The following is a 19,878-nucleotide window of genomic DNA, read 5'->3' as shown; positions in this document are numbered from 1 at the left end:
ATGATCTACTTCTCGGAAACGGTGAGCAACTACACGGTGAAGAACGGCGCCGGCGATGCGATCACCATTGACGGCTTCGACGAGGAGCAGTTCCGTGTCAGCCTGGGCGCCGAGATCGCCCGGTCGTTCCAGCTGGAGGGTGGTGCGAAGGTGACGCCGAAGCTTGGGGTGACCGGCGGCTTCTCCGGGCTCGACGGCTCAGGCGCCTTTGCGGCCGTCACCGTCGGCATGAGCCTGCAGACGCAGAACTTCTGGATGCTCGATGCCTCCTTCCTCCTCAACATCGAAGGCGATGGACAGAAATCCGTCGGCGCCAAACTCGCCGCCGGAAAGAAGTTCTAAAGCAACAGACGATAATAGCGCCTCCGCATGAAGTTGCGGAGGCGCGAAAGCTAGTTTTGCCGTCAGCGCGCCTGTTCATTATGCTGGTCGCTGTGCTCCTAAGCCAATGGTTCGGGCTTGCACACGAGCGCCATCGAGCAGCCAAATTCGCGATCGGGCTTGATGCCTGTTCGGTCAGGACTTTGGGTACGGCGAAGAAATCTCGCTCAACCTCAACCCTTCACTTTGATGAGGACTAAGCAGAAGCCGCGAACATTGCCAAACCGAGCAGGCAACGGGCCGGTCGCGGCGACCAAGTCGACACGATGAACGCTTCGCCGCGACCAGCAGTAGTGGCTCCTAGTCCCAGCGCAATGGCCACGATAAACACGAGCTTTGCGCAATCTCACTCCGGTGCGGTTGCGCTACCGCGCGCGCGCGTCCCGAAAGCGAGTAGGCTCAACAAAGCCAGGCCCCAAACGCTCAGTGCGCCGTAGAGCATCACCCAATCAAAGCCCGCGGTAAGCGCTTTGCGTGCGATCTCGCCGGATAGCTTTGCCATGGGTTCGTTCGCAGTGCTGACATTGCCGGAGGCGATCCGCTCCGCCAGCCTGGGCAACGAGGTAGGATCCGCCGATACCGGGAGCATGGCCTGCAGATTTGCAAGAATGCCGCTCATCAGAATGAATCCCATCACCGCTATGTTGACGGCAAGCGAGATCATTCGCGCACTCATGTCGATGCCTGAGGCCATGCCGGCGCGATCGCTCGAAACGGAACCCGTCGTCGTGTTCGTGACCGGTGTGTTTGTCACTCCGAGGCCGATACCTGCGACGAGGGCGCCAAGCAATGTGACCGGCAGGATCGCTTCACCTGCAGCCGGGCCGAATTTCATAAGCAAAAAGCCGAGCCCGATCGTGAACAGACCGGCGGGGATGACGAGGCCGGGGCCGCGGCGAAGCAAAAGTCGTTCGGCAAACGGCGGTACAATCAACGTCGGCAACGTATAGGCCAGCAATGCAATGCCCGTGGCAACCCCGTCCAGGCCAAGGCCCGCTTCGAACCAGATTGGAATGTAGATCATGAAGGGCCAGAAGCTGAAATTCATTCCCATCGACCCGAAGATTGCGCCTGAGAAGCGCCTGATCCTGAAGACCGTAAAATCGAACATGGGATGACCCTTGGACAGCTCGGTGGCCAAGAAGACGATGAAGCTAACAACCGCAATGGCTGCGGCGCCGAGCGAAACAGGATTGATGAATCCGAGCTGCGAACCCTGCGTGATGTAAAAGACCAGGCAGAAGACCGCGGCGGATAGCGAAACGATACCGGCAATGTCGAGACGTTGGGCATTGGGATCCCGCGTCTCGCGCACGCTGACGACGGCCAGAAAAACCGTCAGGATCGAAATCAGAACATGCACGAGAAATACCCATTCCCAGCCCATGAGCGCGGTGATGCCACTTCCGATCGCCGGTCCGAAGCCGAGGCCAAAGCCGAAGACAATCCCCCACCAGCCAAAAGCCTTCGCCCGCTCGCGCGCATCGCCATACTGCTGCGACAATACTGCGATCTGGGAGATAAGCATCGCGCCCCCGGTCGCCCCTTGTAGTGCGCGGCCAGTGATGAGGATTGCGACGTTGGGCGCGACACCACAGACAAGCGAGCTGAGGCCGAAGGCAATCATGCTGCCGACGAAGAGCCGTTTGCGGCCATAACGGTCGGCGAGCGTGCCGGCCGCCATCAGCACGGTCGCGACTGCCAGCGTATAGGCATTCATCGTCCATTGAAGCTGCTGGAAGTCGGCATGCAAGGTCCGCTCCAACGTCGGCAATATTGCCGGGACGCTCGAAATTTCAAGACCGAACATCATTGCTGAAAGACAGATGGCAGCCAAGGCGAATCTTGGGTCGCCGTGCCGGATATTGCTCATAATTTCGCCTCTCGACATAAAATCCTTGTCGATCGGCGCCGGAACGCTCGAGGGCGTCAGTGCCAATGCTTGTGCATTCTGCAAGACGAAGCGCCATCGACTTTCAAATCTGTACCCGGTACTTGATCATGTTAAAATGCTATGACTAGCTATATCAGTGATAACAAATTTGGATTTATGTGATGTCGCTCGATGTCGATGCCGTGCAGGTCTTTGTCGCCATTGCCGATTTCCAAAGCTTCACACGCGCCGCAGAAGCGCTTGGCACCACGCAGGCGACAGTCAGCGTCAAGCTGAAGCGCCTGGAGGAGCGTGTCGGCAGGAAGCTGATCGAACGAACGCCGCGCCATGTCCGTCTGTCAGCCCATGGCGAAACATTCCTTCCTTCCGCTCGGGAGTTTCTAGCCGCGCATGAACGTGCCGTCGCCGGGCTTTCCGTAACGCGCAGACGCTTCAGGCTCGGAATCGCCAATCATGTCATGGGACCCGAAGTACCGTCCCTGCTGGCACGTCTAAAGGCAGCCGATCCGGCACTGACCATAGAAGTGCGGCTTGACATCTCGCGACCGCTGCTGGAGGCCTTTGAAGAAGGCACACTCGATGCCGTTATTGTCCGCAGCGACGACGACAGGCGCGATGGCGAAATCCTCGGGCCAGAGCATTTTGGCTGGTATGCTTCACGGGATTTCGAGCATCGAGCGGGCGAGCCCCTGCCCCTGGCGGCCCTATCTCCGACCTGCGCCGTGCGCGACATGGCGATCCGGCTGCTTGATCGATCTTCGATCCCATGGACGGAAGTCTTCGTCGGCGGGACAACTGCGATTGCCGCTGCCCTATCGGCCGGGCTTGCGGTTTCGCCGTTTCCACGCCGCCTCGCCCCAAGCGATGTCGTAGATGTCGGCGACGCCCTCGGCCTGCCGCCGCTACCTTCTCTATCCGTCGTACTGCACTCTTCCCTGTCTGACCCAAAATCCAAGGACAGCCTTCGTGCCATCACCGCTGCCTTCCGTGAACATCGAAAGCCGAGCAAGTATCGATAGCGCTAGATTTCCGGCGGCGGAAGCGAATAGAGTCGGAGCAATTCATAGTGCCGGAGCCGTTCATGCCAAAGCATGATCTCACGCACTTCGATCAAAATGCCACATGAAATCATTCATCGAAAATCTTAGTCAAAATCTTCCGCGCGTGTTCCGGCAGCAATAGAATTCTCACAATTACTCCGCGTCGATCAACACCAGGCACGGCGACGCGATCTTATGAATCGGGATATTCGCATGAGTGGGATCTCGCGCGACTTTCTCTATGCAAGCCATCAGATCCGCTGTTTTGCGGAGGTCTCGTCTGGCGGTCCTGACAAGGATATCCTTTGCCAAAGCCATCTGGTCATCTCGTCGGCTGCTCTCCCATTGAGCAAGAGTCGATTGGCCAGTTAATCGACCGGCTGAAACCGAAGTTGAGATGAGCGCGACAAGCCCTGCGATAAGCAACATGCGTCTTTTCACGCGATCTCCCCTGCATGCTCAATCTGAGCGCATCATGCCCTATGGCCATGACAATGGCACCTGTCCTGGTCAATTTAAAGAAGGTTGCGGAAGCATCCCGGGTTGATTGCATGCGCAATTGCGAGCATTGCTCTCTAAAACAGGAAAAAGCCGGCAATCCGCACGCATAGCTCTCGCAAAGGCGTCAAAGGAAAAGAGTGCGCCTTTAAAGCAGCTTCGCCCAAGCCTGGAGATCTCGTGGCTTTCGTTCGCTCCTGCGAGCGTGAGCCACTTGGCGATCCCAAAAGCTCGTCATTGTCATCGCTGGCCGATTGATGTTTCACCCGCCACCCGCGACAATGATGTCGGGAGAATACCTCTGGAGGACGGAAAAATGGCAAGCCACGAGCAGCAGAGTCACTGGCAAGGCGTCTATACCAGCAAGGCCGACACCGATGTCAGTTGGTACGAAGAAAAGCCCGACCTGTCGCTGGCGCTGCTGCGAGAAGCGGGATTGTCTCCGAACATGTCGGTCATTGATATCGGAGGCGGAGCTTCGCGGCTGGTCGATGCTCTGCTCTTACTCGATCAAGCTCATGTCACAGTCCTCGATCTGTCTGCCGCCGCGCTTGAAACGGCAAGGAAGCGACTTGAAGATGACGCTCCTGTAAACTGGGTCGTAGCCGACGTCACAAAATGGAAGCCTGATCGACAATACGACTTCTGGCACGATCGTGCGGCTTTCCATTTTCTGACTTCCGAGACAGACCAGCAAGCATATGTTCACGCACTGGAGGACGGCCTCAAGTCTGGAGGCAAGGCCGTAATCGGTACGTTTGCTCTCGATGGACCGGAAAAATGCAGCGGCCTGCCGGTCGCCCGTTACGATGCCGAACGCTTGCTGGCTACCCTTGGCAGCCACTTCAGGCTCGTTCAATCCCTCCGTCATGAGCACGTGACGCCATGGGGAGCGGTTCAGAACTTTCAATTCACCACTGTCGTGAAGGTTTGAGAACCGAGCATCTCTGAATAGCTATGCGTCAGGGGGCATCATCGCCTTCAAACCGGGCTCACTCCGGCATTGCTCAGGAACACGGCGATGAGAAGCAACAGACCGCCTACGACGCTGATGTGTTCCAGGACGAAATGAAGCTCCTGTGCACGCCGTGGCTGGGGAAAGGTCCAAAAGGCGTGACCATATGGAATCGTCAACAGCGTGAAGACGACGAGCGCACTTGCTGCGATCCATCCCCACTGATTGAAATTGGTGATGACCAGCAATGAGGTGACACTCAGGAAGACGATCGCCGCCGCCGCAACGAAGTGCGGATATGGTAAGCCGGCCCTTTGCACCGCGCCCGCGAAGTCATTGAACTTGGCGATGCCGAGAAAGACGTCGGACCAGAACAGGGTCGTCAGCACAATCCGCAGAGCGAGGAAGATCAAGGGCCAGTCGGCCAGCGATTGAATAGCGGCGGTGTTCATGCTTCGGTTCCCTTTGGTGTGAATGGCCCGGCTGGCGATCCCGCCATGAACACGATGGTGGCAAGTCCCAGGATCGCGACCCAGAACGTCAACCAGAACCCATCGATATAGGCGAGGACGTAGGCTTGCTTCTGCACCGCCGAGCTCAATGCGCTCATGGCCTTTGCATTCCCAAGGCTCATTTCGTCCGCCGAGAACAGCGATGTCCATGCGTTCAGAGACTGCGTGACGCTCTCGTCACCATTGACCAGGTGCTGGCCGAGCAGATTGGAATGGATCTGCTCACGAACGCGTATATAGGTTCCCATGAGTGCGACACCGATCTGTGTGCCGCCAAGGCGCAGTACCTGGATGTAGGCGGAAAAGGCGGTCGCCCTTGCGGGATTGAGATTGGCCACCGCGAACACGATGACAGTCAGAAAAGTGAAGCTGTAGCCGATGGACTGCAGCACGACGACGGGGATGAAGTTGTCGAGCCGCCAGTCGGGAGACAAGGTCGCCCCCAGAAGGCTTGCGGCTGCGAAAGCAGAGAAGCCCAGCATCATCACGAACCGCTTGTCGATCCGCCTCAGGAGGAAAACGCATGCGGGCACCAAGATGAACAAGGGCAAGGTGCCGTAGAGAAGCAGCAAGCTTCCGGTTTGCTCCGGCCGGAGTTGCCCGACCGTGGCCAGGAAGTTGGGAACAAGGGTCGTGTTGGAAATGCAGGTCAGCGTGAAAAATACGGTGGCGACCAGCATCAGGCTGATGTTGCGCGACATCAGCACAGTGGCGCTCGCCCAAGGTTCTCGCACAAGCCACTCGTTCAGGAAGAAGGCCAGGATCAGCGTCACGCCGCCGGCGAGCGTGGCAACCACAACGCCCGACTCCAACCAGTTCAGCCGGTTGCCCTGGTCGAGGCCGACATAGAGCAAGGTGAGACCGGCACCGAAGAGCAGCATGCCGCCCCAATCCGCTTTGAAAAGCAGCTCGCGGTTCACGCGCTCATGCGGCGCCCCGAGATACATGAAGATGCCCATCAGCGGTGCGACCAACGCATCCTGCCAGTACATCCATTGCCAGCCAATCGTCTGGGCGTAAAGGCCGCCAAATGAAACGCCGGCATTGAGCGTGAAGGGCGTCCGAAAGGCATATAGGGCAATGGCCGGAAGCCACCACGACATCGGCAGGTTCCGAAAGATAATCATCACCGTCGCAGGAACGAACAGGCCGAGCAACAGGCCACGGATCACATGAAGCGCCAACAAGGCTTCGTAATCGCCGATAAAGGGAATGAACAGCGATATGGCGGCGTAGAGAAGGCTTGGCACGATGAAAATCCGCCGCACGCCGAAAACTGTCGCAAGCCAGGAGACGGCAGGCGCAATCAGGATCTGCGACCCGAACGCTGCTGTGCCGAGCCAGGCGCCCTCATCGAAGCTCAGGGAGAAGGCGCCTTTCAGATCGGCGAGCCCGATCGCGAACAGCCTGCTGTCGAACGAGGCGATGTATGAGCCGATCATTACTGCTCCGATCGCGAAGAGCGGGTGATGCGAGCGCGCGCCCTTCGAAATAGGCCCTATGTCGAGCGCCGGGATCGGGCTCGTCATTGCAGCGCCCCGGAGCCGCGATCTCCTTCCGCATGAATGCGGGTGACGACCGACATTCCAGCCCGCAACCGGTCAAGCGATGGCTGGTTTTCATCGAGCGATATGCGCACTGGAATGCGCTGCACGACCTTGGTGAAATTACCGCTGGCATTATCGGGAGGCAGAAGCGCGAATTGCGAGCCGCTAGCCGGCGACACCCGCTCGACGTGGCCCTTGAAGGCAACACCCGGCAGGGCGTCAACCGCAATCTCGACGGGTTGGCCCGGAACAACCCGCGGAAGCTGCGTTTCCTTGTAGTTGGCAATGACATGAACCGTCGACTGGGGTACCAGCGAGATGAGGCTGGTGCCGATGCCGACGTAGTTGCCGACCTGGATCTGCCTTTCGCCGACGGTGCCGTCGAATGGCGCGACAACCCGTGTGTAGCCGAGGCGCACTTGCGCGGCTTCGAGGGCCGAACGCGCTGCCGCCAGATCGGCCCTGCGCTGCTGCTGCATCACGCCGAGAACGGTCAGCTGCAGTTGCTGTGCCTCAATGGCTGTTTCGGCGGCCCGCAGGTTGCTCTCGGCCGTAACATGCGCCGAGATCGCCTGCTCGACTATTTGCCGGGACGTGCTTCCCGTTTGCACCAGGCTTTGCTGCCGATCGTTTTCCTGCCGGGTCTGGAGCTCTTTGCCCGCCGCGGCGTCGCGCTGGGCCTCGGCTTGCTTGATCGTGATCCGTTGCAGTGCGAGTTGATTGCCAAGATTGGCAAGGGCCGCCTCAGCCGCAGCGACGCCGGCTTGTGCCTGGTCTGCGGCAATTTTGTAGTCCGTCGGATCGATCTCGATCAGCAGGTCGCCTGTGTGAACACGCTGGAAATCCTGAACCGCAACGGTTCGCACGGTTCCGGTAATGCGGCTCGCCAGGCGGCTCGTTTGTGCACGGATCTGGGCATCATCCGTTGTTTGCGTTGCCGCAAGACTCGTCCACTTCCCCCAGTTCACCGTGACAAGTCCGACAAAACCCAGAACCAGGAGCAAGGCTGTCAACGGCGCGATCAGCCCTCGCAGGATTTTTCGGGCTGGTGAATGTGGATATTCTGTCAGAGAGGCAGATGTTTTTGGGTCGAGTGTGGAGGCGGGAGAGGATGTCATCGTAAAGCCATGAGAAAAGGCCCGACCGCAGAGGGTTCGGACCGAGGAGTATTCGGTCTATATATTCTCCATACTGAAATTCAGTAAGTCAACTAATTTTGGATAAATGCTCGTTTCCGCGGGAGTGCCCCTCACATTCCAAGCCATTCGCCTTCTTTGTCGAGCGTGATGCCGACCCCATCTGGACGCGGCGAGCGGCTTGATACAGATATTCTTTGGCCTGAATTTCAGCAGCCCAATGACTTGCTTACGATCACGCAGAAATATCAGGCCGTGGGAACGGAAGTCACCGGGAAAAGAGGACCTGCATTTTTATGTTGCCGCTCGAAGAAATACTGAATCTCCCCGCATTCCTCATTCGTCGATGCAATCAGATCGCGATCGGCGTCTTTCTGGAGGAAACCCAGGGCTTCGACCTCACGACGGCGCAGTGGGGTGCCCTGTCCCTGATTGCGCATGAGCCAGGCATGGATCAGACGCGGCTGATGGAGCGTTCCGCCCTGGACAGATCCTCCATCACCAAATGTGTCGAGAGACTTGAAGCGCAGGGGTTGATCTTGCGAGAAGTCGATCCCGCCGACAAAAGAGCCAGACGTCTCTCCGTGACGAAAGATGGACTTGCTCTTCTCGATGCGATGTCCGACAAGGTCAGGGACAGCCAGCGCCGCCTTTTGGCTCCCCTTGGCGATGAGGGGGCCGATACCTTCGTGAAAATGCTGCAAATACTGACAGCTGCACATAATGAAGCGAGCAGGGTTCCTGTACGCGCACCACCAGCTTCTGCTTGAGGCATGCAATGATCTCTCGCAGCGGAGCGATAAATTGCGGATGTCCTACGCATCTCGCATCTGTGCATCCGTATCACGCCACTAAAATACATATAGGAAAATGTCGGCTTTCGGTCGCCGCTGCCACAATTACGCCTGCGGTTTCCGGAATTGTCGCTTGCTCGCATACCCCGCCCGCGCGGGGCGCAGTCCCGTGCGTTCTCCGGGAAACATGGTTTGTGAGATGAAGACTATAAGATCGGTTCTTTTGCCTGCTCTGGCTGTGCTTTCGACGAGCGTCTCGGTACATGCCCAGGAATGGAGATATTTGCCTGATTATGGCGACGATGCGGATGGCGGCTATGTCATTCAACGCGATTGGCGGGAACCGCCGCCGCGCTATCGCGACGATAGGCGCTACAATGACAACTACTCCTATCGCGGCCGCGGCGATGAATATTATGACGATGAAGACGAGGATTTCCCGTTGGATCGCCGTCCGCAACGACAGGCTTCGATCGATCCGCGCGCCGTCTCTCCGCAGTTCAGTCCTGGGATCAAGGATGACAGACAGGCAAGTCTGGCACGATCGCCAATCCCGCGCAGCGTTGTTGCCTTCTCCGGCTACGACCCCGGCACGATCGTAATCTCCACCAAGGAAAGACGCCTCTATCTCGTACTCAACGATGGAACCGCTCTCAAATACGGCATCGGCGTTGGCAAGCAGGGCTTCTCATGGAAGGGGACGCAAACGATCAGCCGCAAGGCGGAGTGGCCGAGCTGGACGCCGCCCAAGGAGATGATCGCTCGTCGCCCGGAATTGCCTGACCGCATGGAAGGTGGCCTCAACAATCCGTTGGGCGCACGCGCGCTCTATCTCGGCTCGACTCTCTATCGCATCCACGGCACCAACGAGCCGAACTCGATCGGTAAGGCGGTATCTTCCGGCTGCATCCGCATGGCCAATCCGGATGTGATGGATCTCTACGGCCGCGTCGGCGTGGGGACAAAGGTCGTCGTGCTCTGATCGCAATTCACCGTTGCCGGAGGCTGCAAAGCTTCGGCAAGGCGGGAAACGGAAAGGACGGCAGACGCTACTGCCCCTTGTCGTTCACTTTCGGCTTGCAGACTTCGCCGGCTTCAGTGCGACCAAACGATCTTTGGCGATCATTTGGAGAACCTCACTTGGAGGATGCCGTTTGCTTCGACCAGGTGGGGTCGCCGGAAGGGTCGGCCGACCAGAACTGGATATCTGCAAAATCAATTGACTGCACGACATCGGGTAGAGCGTCTCTGTAGATCCCAAAGCGCGGTTGAGTATCAATGAAGGGGTGGCCATTCTCATCCCGCACGCCGTGATCGAGATAGCCGAGGCGCCCCGTGTAAGCGATATCGCAGGAACGGCCATTGAGATAGACCTGTAAGGCGCTCTCTCCCTCCTGCAAGCTCGGCTTCAGCATCACGTTCACATCGTTCCAGTCACCCACATTCAGGTGCCAGGGACCGCAGATGATTTTGGAGCGTCCGGCATTGCAGTCGGTCGTGCCCCTCACCTTGGCAACGAAGTCTGCTCCTGTGGCGGACGGTATGGCTTCGATTTTGAAGAGCGGGTTGGCTGACTGACAGATCCCAAGGGGCTTCGTCTCTTCCGTCGGAATATTCTGCTTTACCTGATGGATGACCGTGCGATTGCCGATCCCCTGCCAAGGGGCTTCCAGCCGAAAGGCGAAGTGATACCAGATCGGCCTGTCGAACTTGATGATCTGTTTTTTGATCTGGATTTCCACCCGTTCGGTGGGCGCGTCGCCGACACTCTGGTCAGGAGCGTCACCGGGGTGGACCGTGATATGCAGGATTGGACGGGAAGGAGATGAGAGGTCGCAGACGATACGCGACCTCCACGAGGCCGGGTCCAGCCGGCTGCTGATCTTCCAAAGCTTCGATGGCTGTTCGCTACTGGCGGCGCATAGATCGGCAAAACTGCCGGAGATCACGGGCGCGGTATCCTGCGCCACGGCATATGATCCGCTCAAAGTGCCAAGGCATGAAAAAAGGAAGGCAAGCTGTAGAGTTCTCGGGATCATCAACGTCAGCCTTTGCTGGAAAAACGAAGGGTCTGAGAAGCAGTGGTCCAGCCAGCTTTCCCGGCCAAATACTATGGTCGTAAAGCCTCAAACGCAGCTGTAGCGGCGAAAGAATGCAAGTCAAGGGTGTTGCAATTATCCACGATGGCCAAGTCTCGACCAGCCTTGATGGAGCAGGGCCGTGCAATAAGTAGCTCATCATTAGCCGGCAAATCATATTCCCTTGCTGCATCTGATATCAAGGTGCGACGCACCAAGGCTCGGACAATCGCCGGGATCGGAAGATGCCCGCTGGGCATGATCGCGATTGATGGTGAGTTTGTTCTTGCGCTGCCGGTCGGATGGTCGCAAAACATTTTGCAATGTCCGTGGCGTCAGCGCACGAGCGGCATCGAGCTTGGTTGAATTCTAGAAGCGAAAGCAATTCAATGACCCGACAACTTTCCCTTCCGCGCGATCGGATTTCCGTCCTTCTGCTTGAGGGCATCAGCCAGACGGCGGTGGACTATTTTTCATCGTCCGGCTACGCCAACGTCACCCATCTGCCGAAGGCTCTGGACGACAAGGATCTCAAAGAACGCATTGCCGATGCGCACATTATTGGTATTCGCTCGCGCACGGAGCTGACCGAAGAGATTTTCAGCTCGGCTCGCAAGCTCATGGCAGTCGGCTGCTTTTCAGTTGGAACCAATCAGGTCGATCTGGATGCGGCGCGGCACCGCGGGATCCCCGTATTCAACGCCCCCTATTCGAACACACGCTCGGTTGCCGAGCTTGTGATTGGTGAGATCATAATGCTGACCCGGCGGATCTTCCCGCGCTCGGCGTCTGCGCACGAGGGCGGATGGGACAAATCCGCCGCGGGCAGTCGCGAAGTGCGCGGCAAAACGCTTGGTATTGTCGGCTATGGCAATATCGGCTCGCAGCTCAGCGTGCTTGCGGAAAGCATGGGGATGATCGTGCGCTACTTCGATCCCTCGGACAAGCTTCGCCACGGCAACTCGGAATCGATGGCGACGCTCGGAGAGTTGCTGGAGATCTCCGACTTCGTGACCATGCACGTTCCGGAGACCAGCGCGACGCAAAACATGATCACTGAAACTGAGCTGCGCCGGATGAAGAAGGGCGCCCTCTTCATCAACAATTCCCGCGGAACCGTTGTGGATCTGGAAGCGCTCGCGAAGGTTTTGAAGGATGGGCATCTTGCTGGTGCCGCCGTCGACGTGTTCCCAAAGGAGCCGGCATCGAACAGCGAGCGCTTCAAGACGCCGCTGCAGGGCCTGGACAATGTCATTCTTACGCCGCATATCGGCGGCTCGACCGAGGAAGCGCAGGAGCGTATCGGCAGGGAAGTCGCCAGGAAGCTGGTGGAATATTCCGACGTCGGCTCGACGCTCGGCGCGGTCAACTTTCCCCAGGTTCAGTTGCCGCCGCGGCCGAACGGCACGCGCTTCATCCACGTTCACGAAAATCGCCCCGGCATTCTCAACAATCTCAACGAGGTTTTCTCGTCCCGCGCACTGAATATCGTCGGCGAGTTCCTGCAGACCTATGGCGATACGGGTTATGTGGTCATCGAGGCCGAAGGTGCCGGCCAGATCGCGGATGAGATACTTGATGCGCTTCGTCAGATCCCAGGAACAATACGGGCGCGATTGCTCTACTGACGCGAGTCGGAAATCGGCTTTCCGACCAAAGGCGCGCACTGGATAAGCACAGCGCGCAGCCAAGACCATGATGGCCGGCATCCGGCCATCCGTTCATCGGTCTGCAATTCCCGCCGGATCGCGATGACGCGGCGAAACTCCGGGTGACCGGAGGCGCAAATCAGCGCTTGCGCACAAACTCGGTGCGCAAGACCAGCCCCTTGATGGCATCGTGGCGGCAATCGATCTCTTCCGGATTATCGGTCAGCCGGATCGAACGAATGACCGTTCCCTGTTTCAGGGTCTGGCCCGCACCCTTGACCTTGAGGTCCTTGACCAGCACGACGGAATCGCCGTCGACGAGAACATTGCCCGAAGCATCCCGGACCTCTGCAGCCTTTGCTCGCTCCTGAGCAATCTCCGATGCCGGACGCCATTCGCCAGTTACTTCGTCATAGATGTAATCGTCGCCGCTCATATCAGTCGTCTTTCGCGTTTTATGGTCTGCGATCCGTGCGGCCGCCAGATGCTGCCGACGACGGATCATGTCGTCAAACCTCTAGCGGGTGAAAGCGGCTGCGTAAACCTAGGCAGTCGAGATTCGGGATACGCCCCCTAGGAAACGACCGGTCTTCCCGCCCACACCGCACCTGAAGCTTTGCCAAACCTGACTTCAGTTCGCCGATTGAGGAATGGCAGAACCATGGATGTGAGGGGAACATGGTTAATGCCTCCCATACGGCTCAGCGCGCCGTTAACCCTATTTTCCTTGCGACGAATCTAGAATCATGGCTTAGCTTGAGACGGAAAGAGCGCGTCTGACGCCGATAAACCGTCTGAAAACAGAGGCTACCTTGAACGTGATTGATGCAAACCTCAATCGAGCATCAACCTCCGCACACATTACCCAGCGTGCGGAAGCGCTCTCCACGCGATTGCGCGCGGTCGGCGAGCGAGCCTTCCCTCCTGTGGCGCAGAAATCGCTTCGGTCATTCACGTCAGGAGAAGTCGCGGATATCGTCGGCGTATCGGACGGATATCTTCGCCAGCTCTCCCTGGACGGGCTTGGCCCCTCGCCCGATCTCGGAAACGGTGGCCGGCGATCCTATACGCTCCAGCAGATCAATGAACTGCGCCAATATCTCGCAAGCGCTCGACCGAAAGAAGCGGTCCGATTCTGGCCTCGGCGTCGCGATGGCGAAAAACTGCAGATCATAACGGTCGCCAACTTCAAGGGCGGGTCGGCAAAGACGACGACCTCGGTCTACCTGGCGCAAGGCTTGGCTCTGCAAGGGTATCGGGTTCTGGCAATCGATCTCGATCCTCAGGCTTCACTTTCCGCCATGTTCGGTTACCAGCCCGAATTTGATGTTGCTGAAAACGCGACGCTCTACGGCGCGATCCGCTACGACGATGACCGCGTCGCGATGAAAGACGTCGTGCAGCCGACCTATTTTGCAGGCATCAGCATCGTTCCAGGAAACCTGGAGCTGATGGAGTTCGAACATCAAACACCGCGTTACATGCTGCAAAATCGGGGGCGCCCGGGTGATCTCTTCTTCAGACGCGTCGCCGGTGCCATCGATCAGGTTGCCGATGATTTTGATGTCGTCGTCGTGGATTGCCCGCCGCAGCTCGGCTTCCTGACGATGGGGGCGCTGAATGCCGCAACGGGCATGATCGTCACCGTCCATCCGCAGATGGTTGATGTCGCCTCCATGAGCCAGTTCCTGTTGATGACATCCGACCTGGTATCCGTCATCGAAGAGGCAGGTGGTCGGCTCGACTATGACTTTCTGCGGTTTCTCGTGACTCGGCATGATCCCCGCGATGTTCCAGAGCAGGAGATTGTCGCATTGCTGCGTGATGTTTTCTCAACCGATGTCATGGCTGCTGCAGCCTGGAAATCAACCGCGATCGCCAATGCCGGCTTGACCAAGCAGTCGCTCTACGAGCTTTCCCGAGGTGCGGTCGGCCGCTCGACTTATGATCGCGCGATGGAGTCGATCAGTGCCGTCAATCGCGAAGCCATTGGTCTGATCAACGGCGTATGGGGTAGGTAGCGATGATCCATATCCAAGAAAATCAACGGCTTAACATGTTGTCTGCAGACAACATGCCCAAAGCAGCCGAGTTTGCCGGCAAGCCGGTGAAAGGGTCCGAGCCATGAGCAAGCGCACACAATCGATCCGCTCTCTCTTTGCAGCCGGAGCGGAGGACACCCAGCAGAGCGAGAACCGTGGAGCCGTGCAGCGCGTAACCGCCGGAGCCGTCCGCTCGCTGCAGGACACCTTCTCGGAGGTCGAGCGCGAATACGAGGCTTTGAAGCAGAGCATCGGGGAAGGTGCTCTCCCCGTCGAATTGAATCCACTCTTGATCGATCCGTCTCCCTTCAGCGATCGTTTTGCGGATCAGGATGCGACGGCGATCGAGGCCCTCAAGGCCTCCATGGTTGAACACGGACAGCAAATGCCGATCCTGGTGCGGCCGCATGCGTCCGAGTCGGGACGATATCAGGTCGCCTATGGTCATCGCCGACTGCGCGCGGCCGCCGAGCTTGGCATGCCAGTCAAAGCGTACATTCGTGAGCTGGATAATGATCGACTTGCGGTTGCACAAGGCATAGAGAATTCTGCGCGCGAAGATCTTAGCTTCATCGAGCGTGCGGCATTCGCCCATAAGCTCGAGGCAGCCGGCTTCCAGCGTCCTCTGATCCAATCCGCCCTCTCCGTAGACAGGGCGGAAGTATCAAAGCTAATCGCTGTTGTACAAGCCGTACCCGAATGGATCATCGTGGCAATCGGGCGCGCTCCGAAGGTCGGCCGTGGACGATGGCAAGAATTGGCCGATCTGCTTAAGGCGGAACAATCCGAAGCAAAGCTTCGCAAGGCAACGACCGACAGGACCTTTGCCCATAAAGGATCCGACGATCGTTTCGCAGCGGTGATCCGTGCGCTGAAGACGTCGGACAAGGGCGCAAAATCGGCAGTGGTCGCGCCGCTTGTCGCCAGAGCCACAACCGGCTCGCAGATCGCGAAACTGTCCTTATCCGCCAAGCACTGCAACATCCAGATCAGCCGGGAGCGTGACGAAGCGTTTGCGGCTTTTTTGATGAGCCAACTTCCCGCCCTCTATGAGAGCTTCAGGAAGGATAAGTCGCTGCAGGAAGAATAGAAAAGGAAAACTGAGCAAAAGAAAAAGGCCCCCTAAACGTCGCCGTCCTGGAAGCCTCTCTCATTGGTCTAAGCAGCCTGAGAATCGCATTTCCATGAATCGCAGTCAAGAGTCTTTGGCGCCGCTTTGGTGAGCGGGTTTCTTTTGCCGATCAAAAGGTGAAAGACAATGCAAGATGGATATATAACGACGCCGTTCGGGCGGCGGCCGATGACGCTTGCCTCGCTTACACGTCAAACCGCTGCCGGACGTGTCAAAACGGGAAGAACCGTCGACAAATGGAAAGTGTTTCGCGACGCCTCAGAAGCGCGCGAACTCCTCGGCCTGCAAGACCGCACCCTGGCCGTGCTTCATGCCCTATTGAGCTTCCACCCGGAAAGCGAGCTACGCCCATGCGGGCAGCTGATCGTTTTTCCGTCCAATGCGCTCCTGGCGCGGCGCGCACACGGTATCGCAGGAGCGACCTTGCGCCGCCATCTCGCGCTGCTTGTCGAAACAGGATTGATCATCCGCAAGGATAGCGCAAACGGCAAGCGCTATGCCCGTAGAGATAACGCCGGTGAAATCGGAACCGCGTTTGGCTTTGACCTTTCCCCCCTCCTCTCGCGCGCAGACGAATTGGCTTCGCTGGCGCAACAGGTCGCGAGCGATCGTGCAGCGTTGCGTCACGTCAAAGAAGATCTGACCATCTGCAGGAGGAACGTTCGAAAACTGATCTCAGCGGCAATCGGCGAGGGAGCCCCAGGAGAATGGGCTGCCTTTGAGGAGGCCTATGTCGCCGTTCTCAGCCACATGACCCGTTCCCCCAGCCTGGACGAAATCCGGAAAATTCTGCGCGAACTGACCCTTCTCCAGGAAGAAATCCTCAAACGCTTGCAACAATTGGATAATACCGAAAATCTGGGCACCAGTGATGCCCATGATGAGCACCACTTACAGGATTCAAAACCCGAATCTCCGAATGAATCTGAACACGCAGCTCGAAGCGAGATGGGCCGTCGGCCCGATCGGGCATCCTTGAGGCCTACGCTGCCACTCAAGGCATTCCCATTGGAGCTTGTGCTGCGAGCCTGCCCTCAGATCATCAGTTATGGTTCAGGGCAAGGGATCAGGCGCTGGCGCGAACTCGTGGAAGCCAGCATCATCGTGCGATCCATGCTCGGCATCACGGCATCGACCTATCAATCTGCATGCGACACGATGGGCACGGAAAATGCGGCCACGATCGTTGCCTGCATTCTGGAACGAAGCGAGCAGATAAACTCGCCCGGCGCCTATTTGCGCGACCTGACGACACGAACCAGGAGGGGTGAGTTTTCGCTGGGACCAATGATCACGGCTCTGTTGCGACAGCGCGGCGGAGGATTGCCTTCTTCACCAGTCGCTCAACCTCGACCCTCGTGACGGTCCGGCGTGATGGAACTCTCGCTCTTTCCCGTCAGGTCGCAGGGCATCGCCAGGTTCCGTGGGGAGGGGAGGCTTCGTTGTTGTCAGCTGACAACATGCTAAGCCATTGGAAATGGTTATATCTGGATGCAGGTTTCGGGTCGGCGCGGGACCAGAGGGCAAGAAGGCCAAGGATTGGCCGCACATCGAAATCGGAAGGTCTTTTCAAGTTCATCCTAAGAAAGAACACCGCCCGTGCCCCTGCGTCACCCACCTGCCGACATCTTCTCGCGTAGAAGCGCAATGACGTCGGCAACGGAAGGACCGATAATTGGCGGCGGATCTGGCCGCTCGCAAAATTCGCGCCACACAAACAAGGTCATCTCCGCCCCGTCGGTTGCCGTCTCTCCCGGCCCGGCCGCGAAACTATCAAGAAGCCGATATCGGGCATCGCTCCAGAACAAATCCTCGACCCAGCCATATATCGGGATGACGTGAAAATGGATCGGATATCCCGGTGTATGGCCATACCGGCCTATATACACACGCTCGCTGCCAAGGGTGGATTTCAGCAGCCTCTGAAGCTTGGCAAGAAGAGGGCCGAGTTCGCCGAGGGATTGGGGCGAAAGCTCGCTCAGATCGTTGGTGAACGTCTTCGAACTGATCATGAGATAGCCGGGCAGGGCCGAGTTGATGCGGTGGTTCACCGACCACCCCTCAGTCTCGGCGATCTGGAACTGCTCGGGGATGCGATAAACCGTGGCCATGGCCGAAACTATCAGCCTAGGCATCAGAGACAATGGCCTGCGGATACTGATTTCAAGGATTCGATCATGTCGTTGGACCCGTCGAGGCAATGCTGCCTCCACACGCTCGATGAGCCGGCAAGTCGGAAGAGATCAGATGCCGCGCGGCGAGATATCACACACGTGCTACCTTTGGCTGGGGAAGGGTGACCGCCTGGGATGGCTCTTCTTCTCCATGATCTGGGGCCAGTATCGACTTGCCCCTCAATGATCTTGATGTTCCTCGGAGATCGATTGAACTCCATCCGTCGAGGCGAGCAAATATCCTATGTCCGTGCCGAGACAACATTCCACATATCGCCCTTCCGGATGGAGTTCATTGAGTGCCCTCGTAACATTGCGGTAATGTGGCAACCGCAGACTGGCGCCGGCAAACGATTTGGAGGTCGTCATCAAGAGCGTTCGCGACACCTATGGACAAGCCCTGAAATGACAAATGCACGTCGCTCGATCGCCTTCCCTGTCGCCGCTTTGCTGGTCGTCTGCATGGCGACCGTGATGCTGTTGGGAACGGTGCTCACGCTCATTGTTATTTTGAGCATAGGTGGAGAAGATCGCCTACAGATCAATACGAGCGAACTTGCTCGCACGCTGACTGCCGCCGTCACCTATGATGCGGATGGCAATCTTACGCTTAACCGGCTGAAGCTCACCCGGAACCTCGTCAAGTTGGCTGAGGCGCAACCGGCATATTGGTATGTGATCGAAGACGGTCGGCAGGTGCTCACGCGAGGCAGCCAACCCGCGGAAGCCAGGCGTGTGTTCGAGCAGACCCCGCGCGAAGTGCAATATTCGGAGTTTCGCTACCGGCAAGACAATCGCGACATGTTGGGCATCAGGTCGATCAGCAAGGATGGCGGCTTGAAGATCGTTACCGTCGGCGGGATCGTGCTCTCAAATTGGGAAACCGTCCTTGTCGCGCTTGTACCAGGTCCCCCTGCAGGGCTGGTCACTCTGCTCAGCCTCATTCTGGTCGCCACCACATCGATCGCGATCGTGATTGTCCGGGGAACGATCGCAAGTCCGGTGCAGCGCGTTGTACGGTCCGCGGCGCAGATCGACGGGCTGCCCAATGGTCGCCGCATATCAGATGCCGATACGCCAAGTGAGCTGAAGCCGATGGTGGCAGCCTTCAACACAGCGTTGACGCGTATCGACGCCGCCTTCACGGCGCAACGCAGCTTCCTCGCCAACGCCGCGCATGAATTGCGCACCCCACTGACCAAGATGCGCCTGAAGGTGGAACAGGTGCCGCACGGCGAGTTGCGAGACGGGCTGATCCACGACACCACGCGTCTCGGCTCTATCGTTACCACCTTGTTGCAATTGGCGCGCCTTTCCGGTCAGTCACTCACTTTTACTGAGACCGATCTTGCCGCGGTCGCCAGGGTCGTTGCGTCCGATCAGGTGCCGATGGCGCTGAAGCAAGACATCGAGATTGAATTGAGAGCGCCGGCGGGACCCGTGCCAACCTTCGGATCGGAGGCCGCAATCCGTGTGGCGCTCGAGAATCTGATCCTCAATGCCGTCCGGCACGCCAATGGCACGAAACTGATCGTCGTGGAGGTATTGCCGTCAGCCGAAATCCGCGTGATCGACCATGGCACGGGTATCCCAGCCGACGAGCGTGGGAACGTGTTGCAACCATTTGTCCGCGGCAAGCGCAGCACGGGGGAGGGCACGGGGCTGGGGCTTGCCATCGTCGGACAGATCATGGATGCGCATGGCGGCACCGTCTTGCTAGCAGAAACGAGTGGGGGAGGGCTGACCGTGCGCCTGTTGTTCCCCGCCGCTGCTTCCAATGCTCCAGCCTCCACTGTCTCAAACAACTCGAGGCTTGAAAACCCACGCGATACAGCAACCTTGGAAAAAGCGGGCAGATCTTAACATCGTGGGCTTGAAGTGCGAAAAGCGACGGCGGCACCATGTGACGATGGATCAAAGAAATGGGACACCGGCTGATGGAGCCGAATAAGGTTCATCAAGTCACCAAAGGCCCAATCAGCCGGGGTGGGTGGATCGACCGTGGCATGATGTCGGAGCTGACGGAGACCCGTAAGAAAGTTCGAC

General features: G+C 58.1%; 18 protein-coding genes. 11 read left to right on the top strand and 7 right to left on the bottom strand.

Annotated elements, in window-relative coordinates; genetic code table 11:
• A partial coding sequence (locus tag GGD46_RS20810) for a hypothetical protein (RefSeq protein ID WP_184707370.1) occupies positions 1–342 on the top strand: 342 nt, incomplete at its 5' end.
• A 385-nt stretch (positions 343–727) separates the two neighbouring features.
• Here the strand turns inward: GGD46_RS20810 and GGD46_RS20805 are convergent.
• Positions 728–2,254, bottom strand: a complete 1,527-nt coding sequence (locus GGD46_RS20805) for an MFS transporter (protein WP_246806414.1) — start codon at positions 2,252–2,254, stop codon at positions 728–730.
• 182 nt (positions 2,255–2,436) lie between these two features.
• Here GGD46_RS20805 and GGD46_RS20800 point away from each other — a divergent pair, with 182 nt between their 5' ends.
• Both GGD46_RS20800 and GGD46_RS20795 read left to right on the top strand, forming a co-directional pair.
• On the top strand, positions 2,437–3,294 hold the full coding sequence (locus GGD46_RS20800; protein ID WP_184707368.1) for a LysR family transcriptional regulator: 858 nt from the start codon (positions 2,437–2,439) through the stop codon (positions 3,292–3,294).
• A gap of 835 nt (positions 3,295–4,129) precedes the next feature.
• Positions 4,130–4,747, top strand: coding sequence for a trans-aconitate 2-methyltransferase (locus GGD46_RS20795; RefSeq protein WP_184707366.1), 618 nt, complete (start codon positions 4,130–4,132; stop codon positions 4,745–4,747).
• A gap of 47 nt (positions 4,748–4,794) precedes the next feature.
• Here the strand turns inward: GGD46_RS20795 and GGD46_RS20790 are convergent, their stop codons facing one another.
• Genes GGD46_RS20790 through GGD46_RS20780 form a run of 3 tightly spaced genes read right to left on the bottom strand, consistent with a single transcriptional unit; the run spans position 4,795 to position 7,840 of the window.
• A complete protein-coding gene (locus tag GGD46_RS20790; protein ID WP_184707364.1) occupies positions 4,795–5,220 on the bottom strand; it encodes a DoxX family protein in 426 nt (141 codons plus the stop codon).
• Positions 5,217–6,809, bottom strand: coding sequence for an MFS transporter (locus tag GGD46_RS20785; protein ID WP_184707362.1), 1,593 nt, complete (start codon positions 6,807–6,809; stop codon positions 5,217–5,219). The genes GGD46_RS20790 and GGD46_RS20785 overlap by 4 nt, the downstream gene beginning before the upstream one ends.
• Positions 6,806–7,840 (bottom strand): HlyD family secretion protein, encoded by a 1,035-nt coding sequence (locus GGD46_RS20780; protein ID WP_246806413.1) that lies wholly within the window; start codon positions 7,838–7,840, stop codon positions 6,806–6,808. The genes GGD46_RS20785 and GGD46_RS20780 overlap by 4 nt, the downstream gene beginning before the upstream one ends.
• A gap of 419 nt (positions 7,841–8,259) precedes the next feature.
• On the opposite strand from GGD46_RS20780, the gene GGD46_RS34505 reads away from it, so the two are divergent.
• Together GGD46_RS34505 and GGD46_RS20770 are read left to right on the top strand one after the other, a co-directional pair.
• A complete protein-coding gene (locus tag GGD46_RS34505; RefSeq protein WP_184707358.1) occupies positions 8,260–8,733 on the top strand; it encodes a MarR family transcriptional regulator in 474 nt (157 codons plus the stop codon).
• A 466-nt stretch (positions 8,734–9,199) separates the two neighbouring features.
• The gene (locus GGD46_RS20770) at positions 9,200–9,739 is read left to right on the top strand and encodes a L,D-transpeptidase (protein ID WP_184707427.1); all 540 of its coding nucleotides are present in this window, start codon (positions 9,200–9,202) and stop codon (positions 9,737–9,739) included.
• Between the two features lie 154 nt (positions 9,740–9,893).
• Here the strand turns inward: GGD46_RS20770 and GGD46_RS20765 are convergent, their stop codons facing one another.
• Positions 9,894–10,727 carry a heparin lyase I family protein gene (locus GGD46_RS20765; RefSeq protein ID WP_184707356.1) on the bottom strand — a complete coding sequence of 278 codons (834 nt, stop codon included), beginning with the start codon at positions 10,725–10,727 and terminating at the stop codon, positions 9,894–9,896.
• Between the two features lie 111 nt (positions 10,728–10,838).
• On the opposite strand from GGD46_RS20765, the gene GGD46_RS20760 reads away from it, so the two are divergent.
• Both GGD46_RS20760 and serA read left to right on the top strand, forming a co-directional pair.
• Entirely contained in the window at positions 10,839–11,201 is a 363-nt protein-coding gene (locus tag GGD46_RS20760; RefSeq protein WP_184707354.1) for a hypothetical protein, read from the top strand.
• Between the two features lie 23 nt (positions 11,202–11,224).
• On the top strand, positions 11,225–12,463 hold the full coding sequence (gene serA / locus GGD46_RS20755; protein ID WP_184707352.1) for a phosphoglycerate dehydrogenase: 1,239 nt from the start codon (positions 11,225–11,227) through the stop codon (positions 12,461–12,463).
• Positions 12,464–12,623: 160 nt separating this feature from the next.
• Here serA and GGD46_RS20750 read toward each other — a convergent pair whose 3' ends face one another.
• Positions 12,624–12,920, bottom strand: a complete 297-nt coding sequence (locus GGD46_RS20750; RefSeq protein WP_184707350.1) for an alkylphosphonate utilization protein — start codon at positions 12,918–12,920, stop codon at positions 12,624–12,626.
• A gap of 376 nt (positions 12,921–13,296) precedes the next feature.
• Here GGD46_RS20750 and repA point away from each other — a divergent pair, with 376 nt between their 5' ends.
• The 3 genes from repA (at position 13,297) to repC (ending at position 17,020) form a co-directional block, all read left to right on the top strand.
• On the top strand, positions 13,297–14,505 hold the full coding sequence (repA, locus tag GGD46_RS20745) for a plasmid partitioning protein RepA (protein ID WP_184707348.1): 1,209 nt from the start codon (positions 13,297–13,299) through the stop codon (positions 14,503–14,505).
• Positions 14,506–14,608: 103 nt separating this feature from the next.
• Complete coding sequence (gene repB, locus GGD46_RS20740; protein ID WP_184707346.1) at positions 14,609–15,616, top strand: plasmid partitioning protein RepB; 1,008 nt, start codon at positions 14,609–14,611, stop codon at positions 15,614–15,616.
• A gap of 168 nt (positions 15,617–15,784) precedes the next feature.
• Complete coding sequence (gene repC / locus GGD46_RS20735; protein ID WP_184707344.1) at positions 15,785–17,020, top strand: plasmid replication protein RepC; 1,236 nt, start codon at positions 15,785–15,787, stop codon at positions 17,018–17,020.
• Positions 17,021–17,268: 248 nt separating this feature from the next.
• On the opposite strand, the gene GGD46_RS20730 is transcribed toward repC, so the two are convergent.
• Positions 17,269–17,769, bottom strand: a complete 501-nt coding sequence (locus GGD46_RS20730) for an HIT family protein (protein WP_184707342.1) — start codon at positions 17,767–17,769, stop codon at positions 17,269–17,271.
• A gap of 468 nt (positions 17,770–18,237) precedes the next feature.
• Here GGD46_RS20730 and GGD46_RS20725 point away from each other — a divergent pair, with 468 nt between their 5' ends.
• Positions 18,238–19,695, top strand: coding sequence for a sensor histidine kinase (locus tag GGD46_RS20725; RefSeq protein ID WP_184707340.1), 1,458 nt, complete (start codon positions 18,238–18,240; stop codon positions 19,693–19,695).
• Positions 19,696–19,878: the final 183 nt, after the last annotated feature.

This window comes from Martinezella lusitana (assembly GCF_014207095.1).
Taxonomy (GTDB): domain Bacteria; phylum Pseudomonadota; class Alphaproteobacteria; order Rhizobiales; family Rhizobiaceae; genus Rhizobium; species Rhizobium lusitanum_B.
Note: the sequence above shows the minus strand (reverse complement) of the source record. Positions and strands in the feature narration are given on the sequence as shown.

Coding starts and splice junctions, on each gene's coding strand:
- GGD46_RS20805 (WP_246806414.1), bottom strand. CDS start 2,254: ATGAGCAATATCCGGCACGGCGACCCAAGATTCGCCTTGGCTGCCATC.
- GGD46_RS20725 (WP_184707340.1), top strand. CDS start 18,238: ATGACAAATGCACGTCGCTCGATCGCCTTCCCTGTCGCCGCTTTGCTG.
- GGD46_RS20730 (WP_184707342.1), bottom strand. CDS start 17,769: ATGGCCACGGTTTATCGCATCCCCGAGCAGTTCCAGATCGCCGAGACT.
- GGD46_RS20800 (WP_184707368.1), top strand. CDS start 2,437: ATGTCGCTCGATGTCGATGCCGTGCAGGTCTTTGTCGCCATTGCCGAT.
- repB (WP_184707346.1), top strand. CDS start 14,609: ATGAGCAAGCGCACACAATCGATCCGCTCTCTCTTTGCAGCCGGAGCG.
- GGD46_RS20750 (WP_184707350.1), bottom strand. CDS start 12,920: ATGAGCGGCGACGATTACATCTATGACGAAGTAACTGGCGAATGGCGT.
- GGD46_RS20795 (WP_184707366.1), top strand. CDS start 4,130: ATGGCAAGCCACGAGCAGCAGAGTCACTGGCAAGGCGTCTATACCAGC.
- GGD46_RS34505 (WP_184707358.1), top strand. CDS start 8,260: ATGTTGCCGCTCGAAGAAATACTGAATCTCCCCGCATTCCTCATTCGT.
- GGD46_RS20785 (WP_184707362.1), bottom strand. CDS start 6,809: ATGACGAGCCCGATCCCGGCGCTCGACATAGGGCCTATTTCGAAGGGC.
- GGD46_RS20790 (WP_184707364.1), bottom strand. CDS start 5,220: ATGAACACCGCCGCTATTCAATCGCTGGCCGACTGGCCCTTGATCTTC.
- repC (WP_184707344.1), top strand. CDS start 15,785: ATGCAAGATGGATATATAACGACGCCGTTCGGGCGGCGGCCGATGACG.
- serA (WP_184707352.1), top strand. CDS start 11,225: ATGACCCGACAACTTTCCCTTCCGCGCGATCGGATTTCCGTCCTTCTG.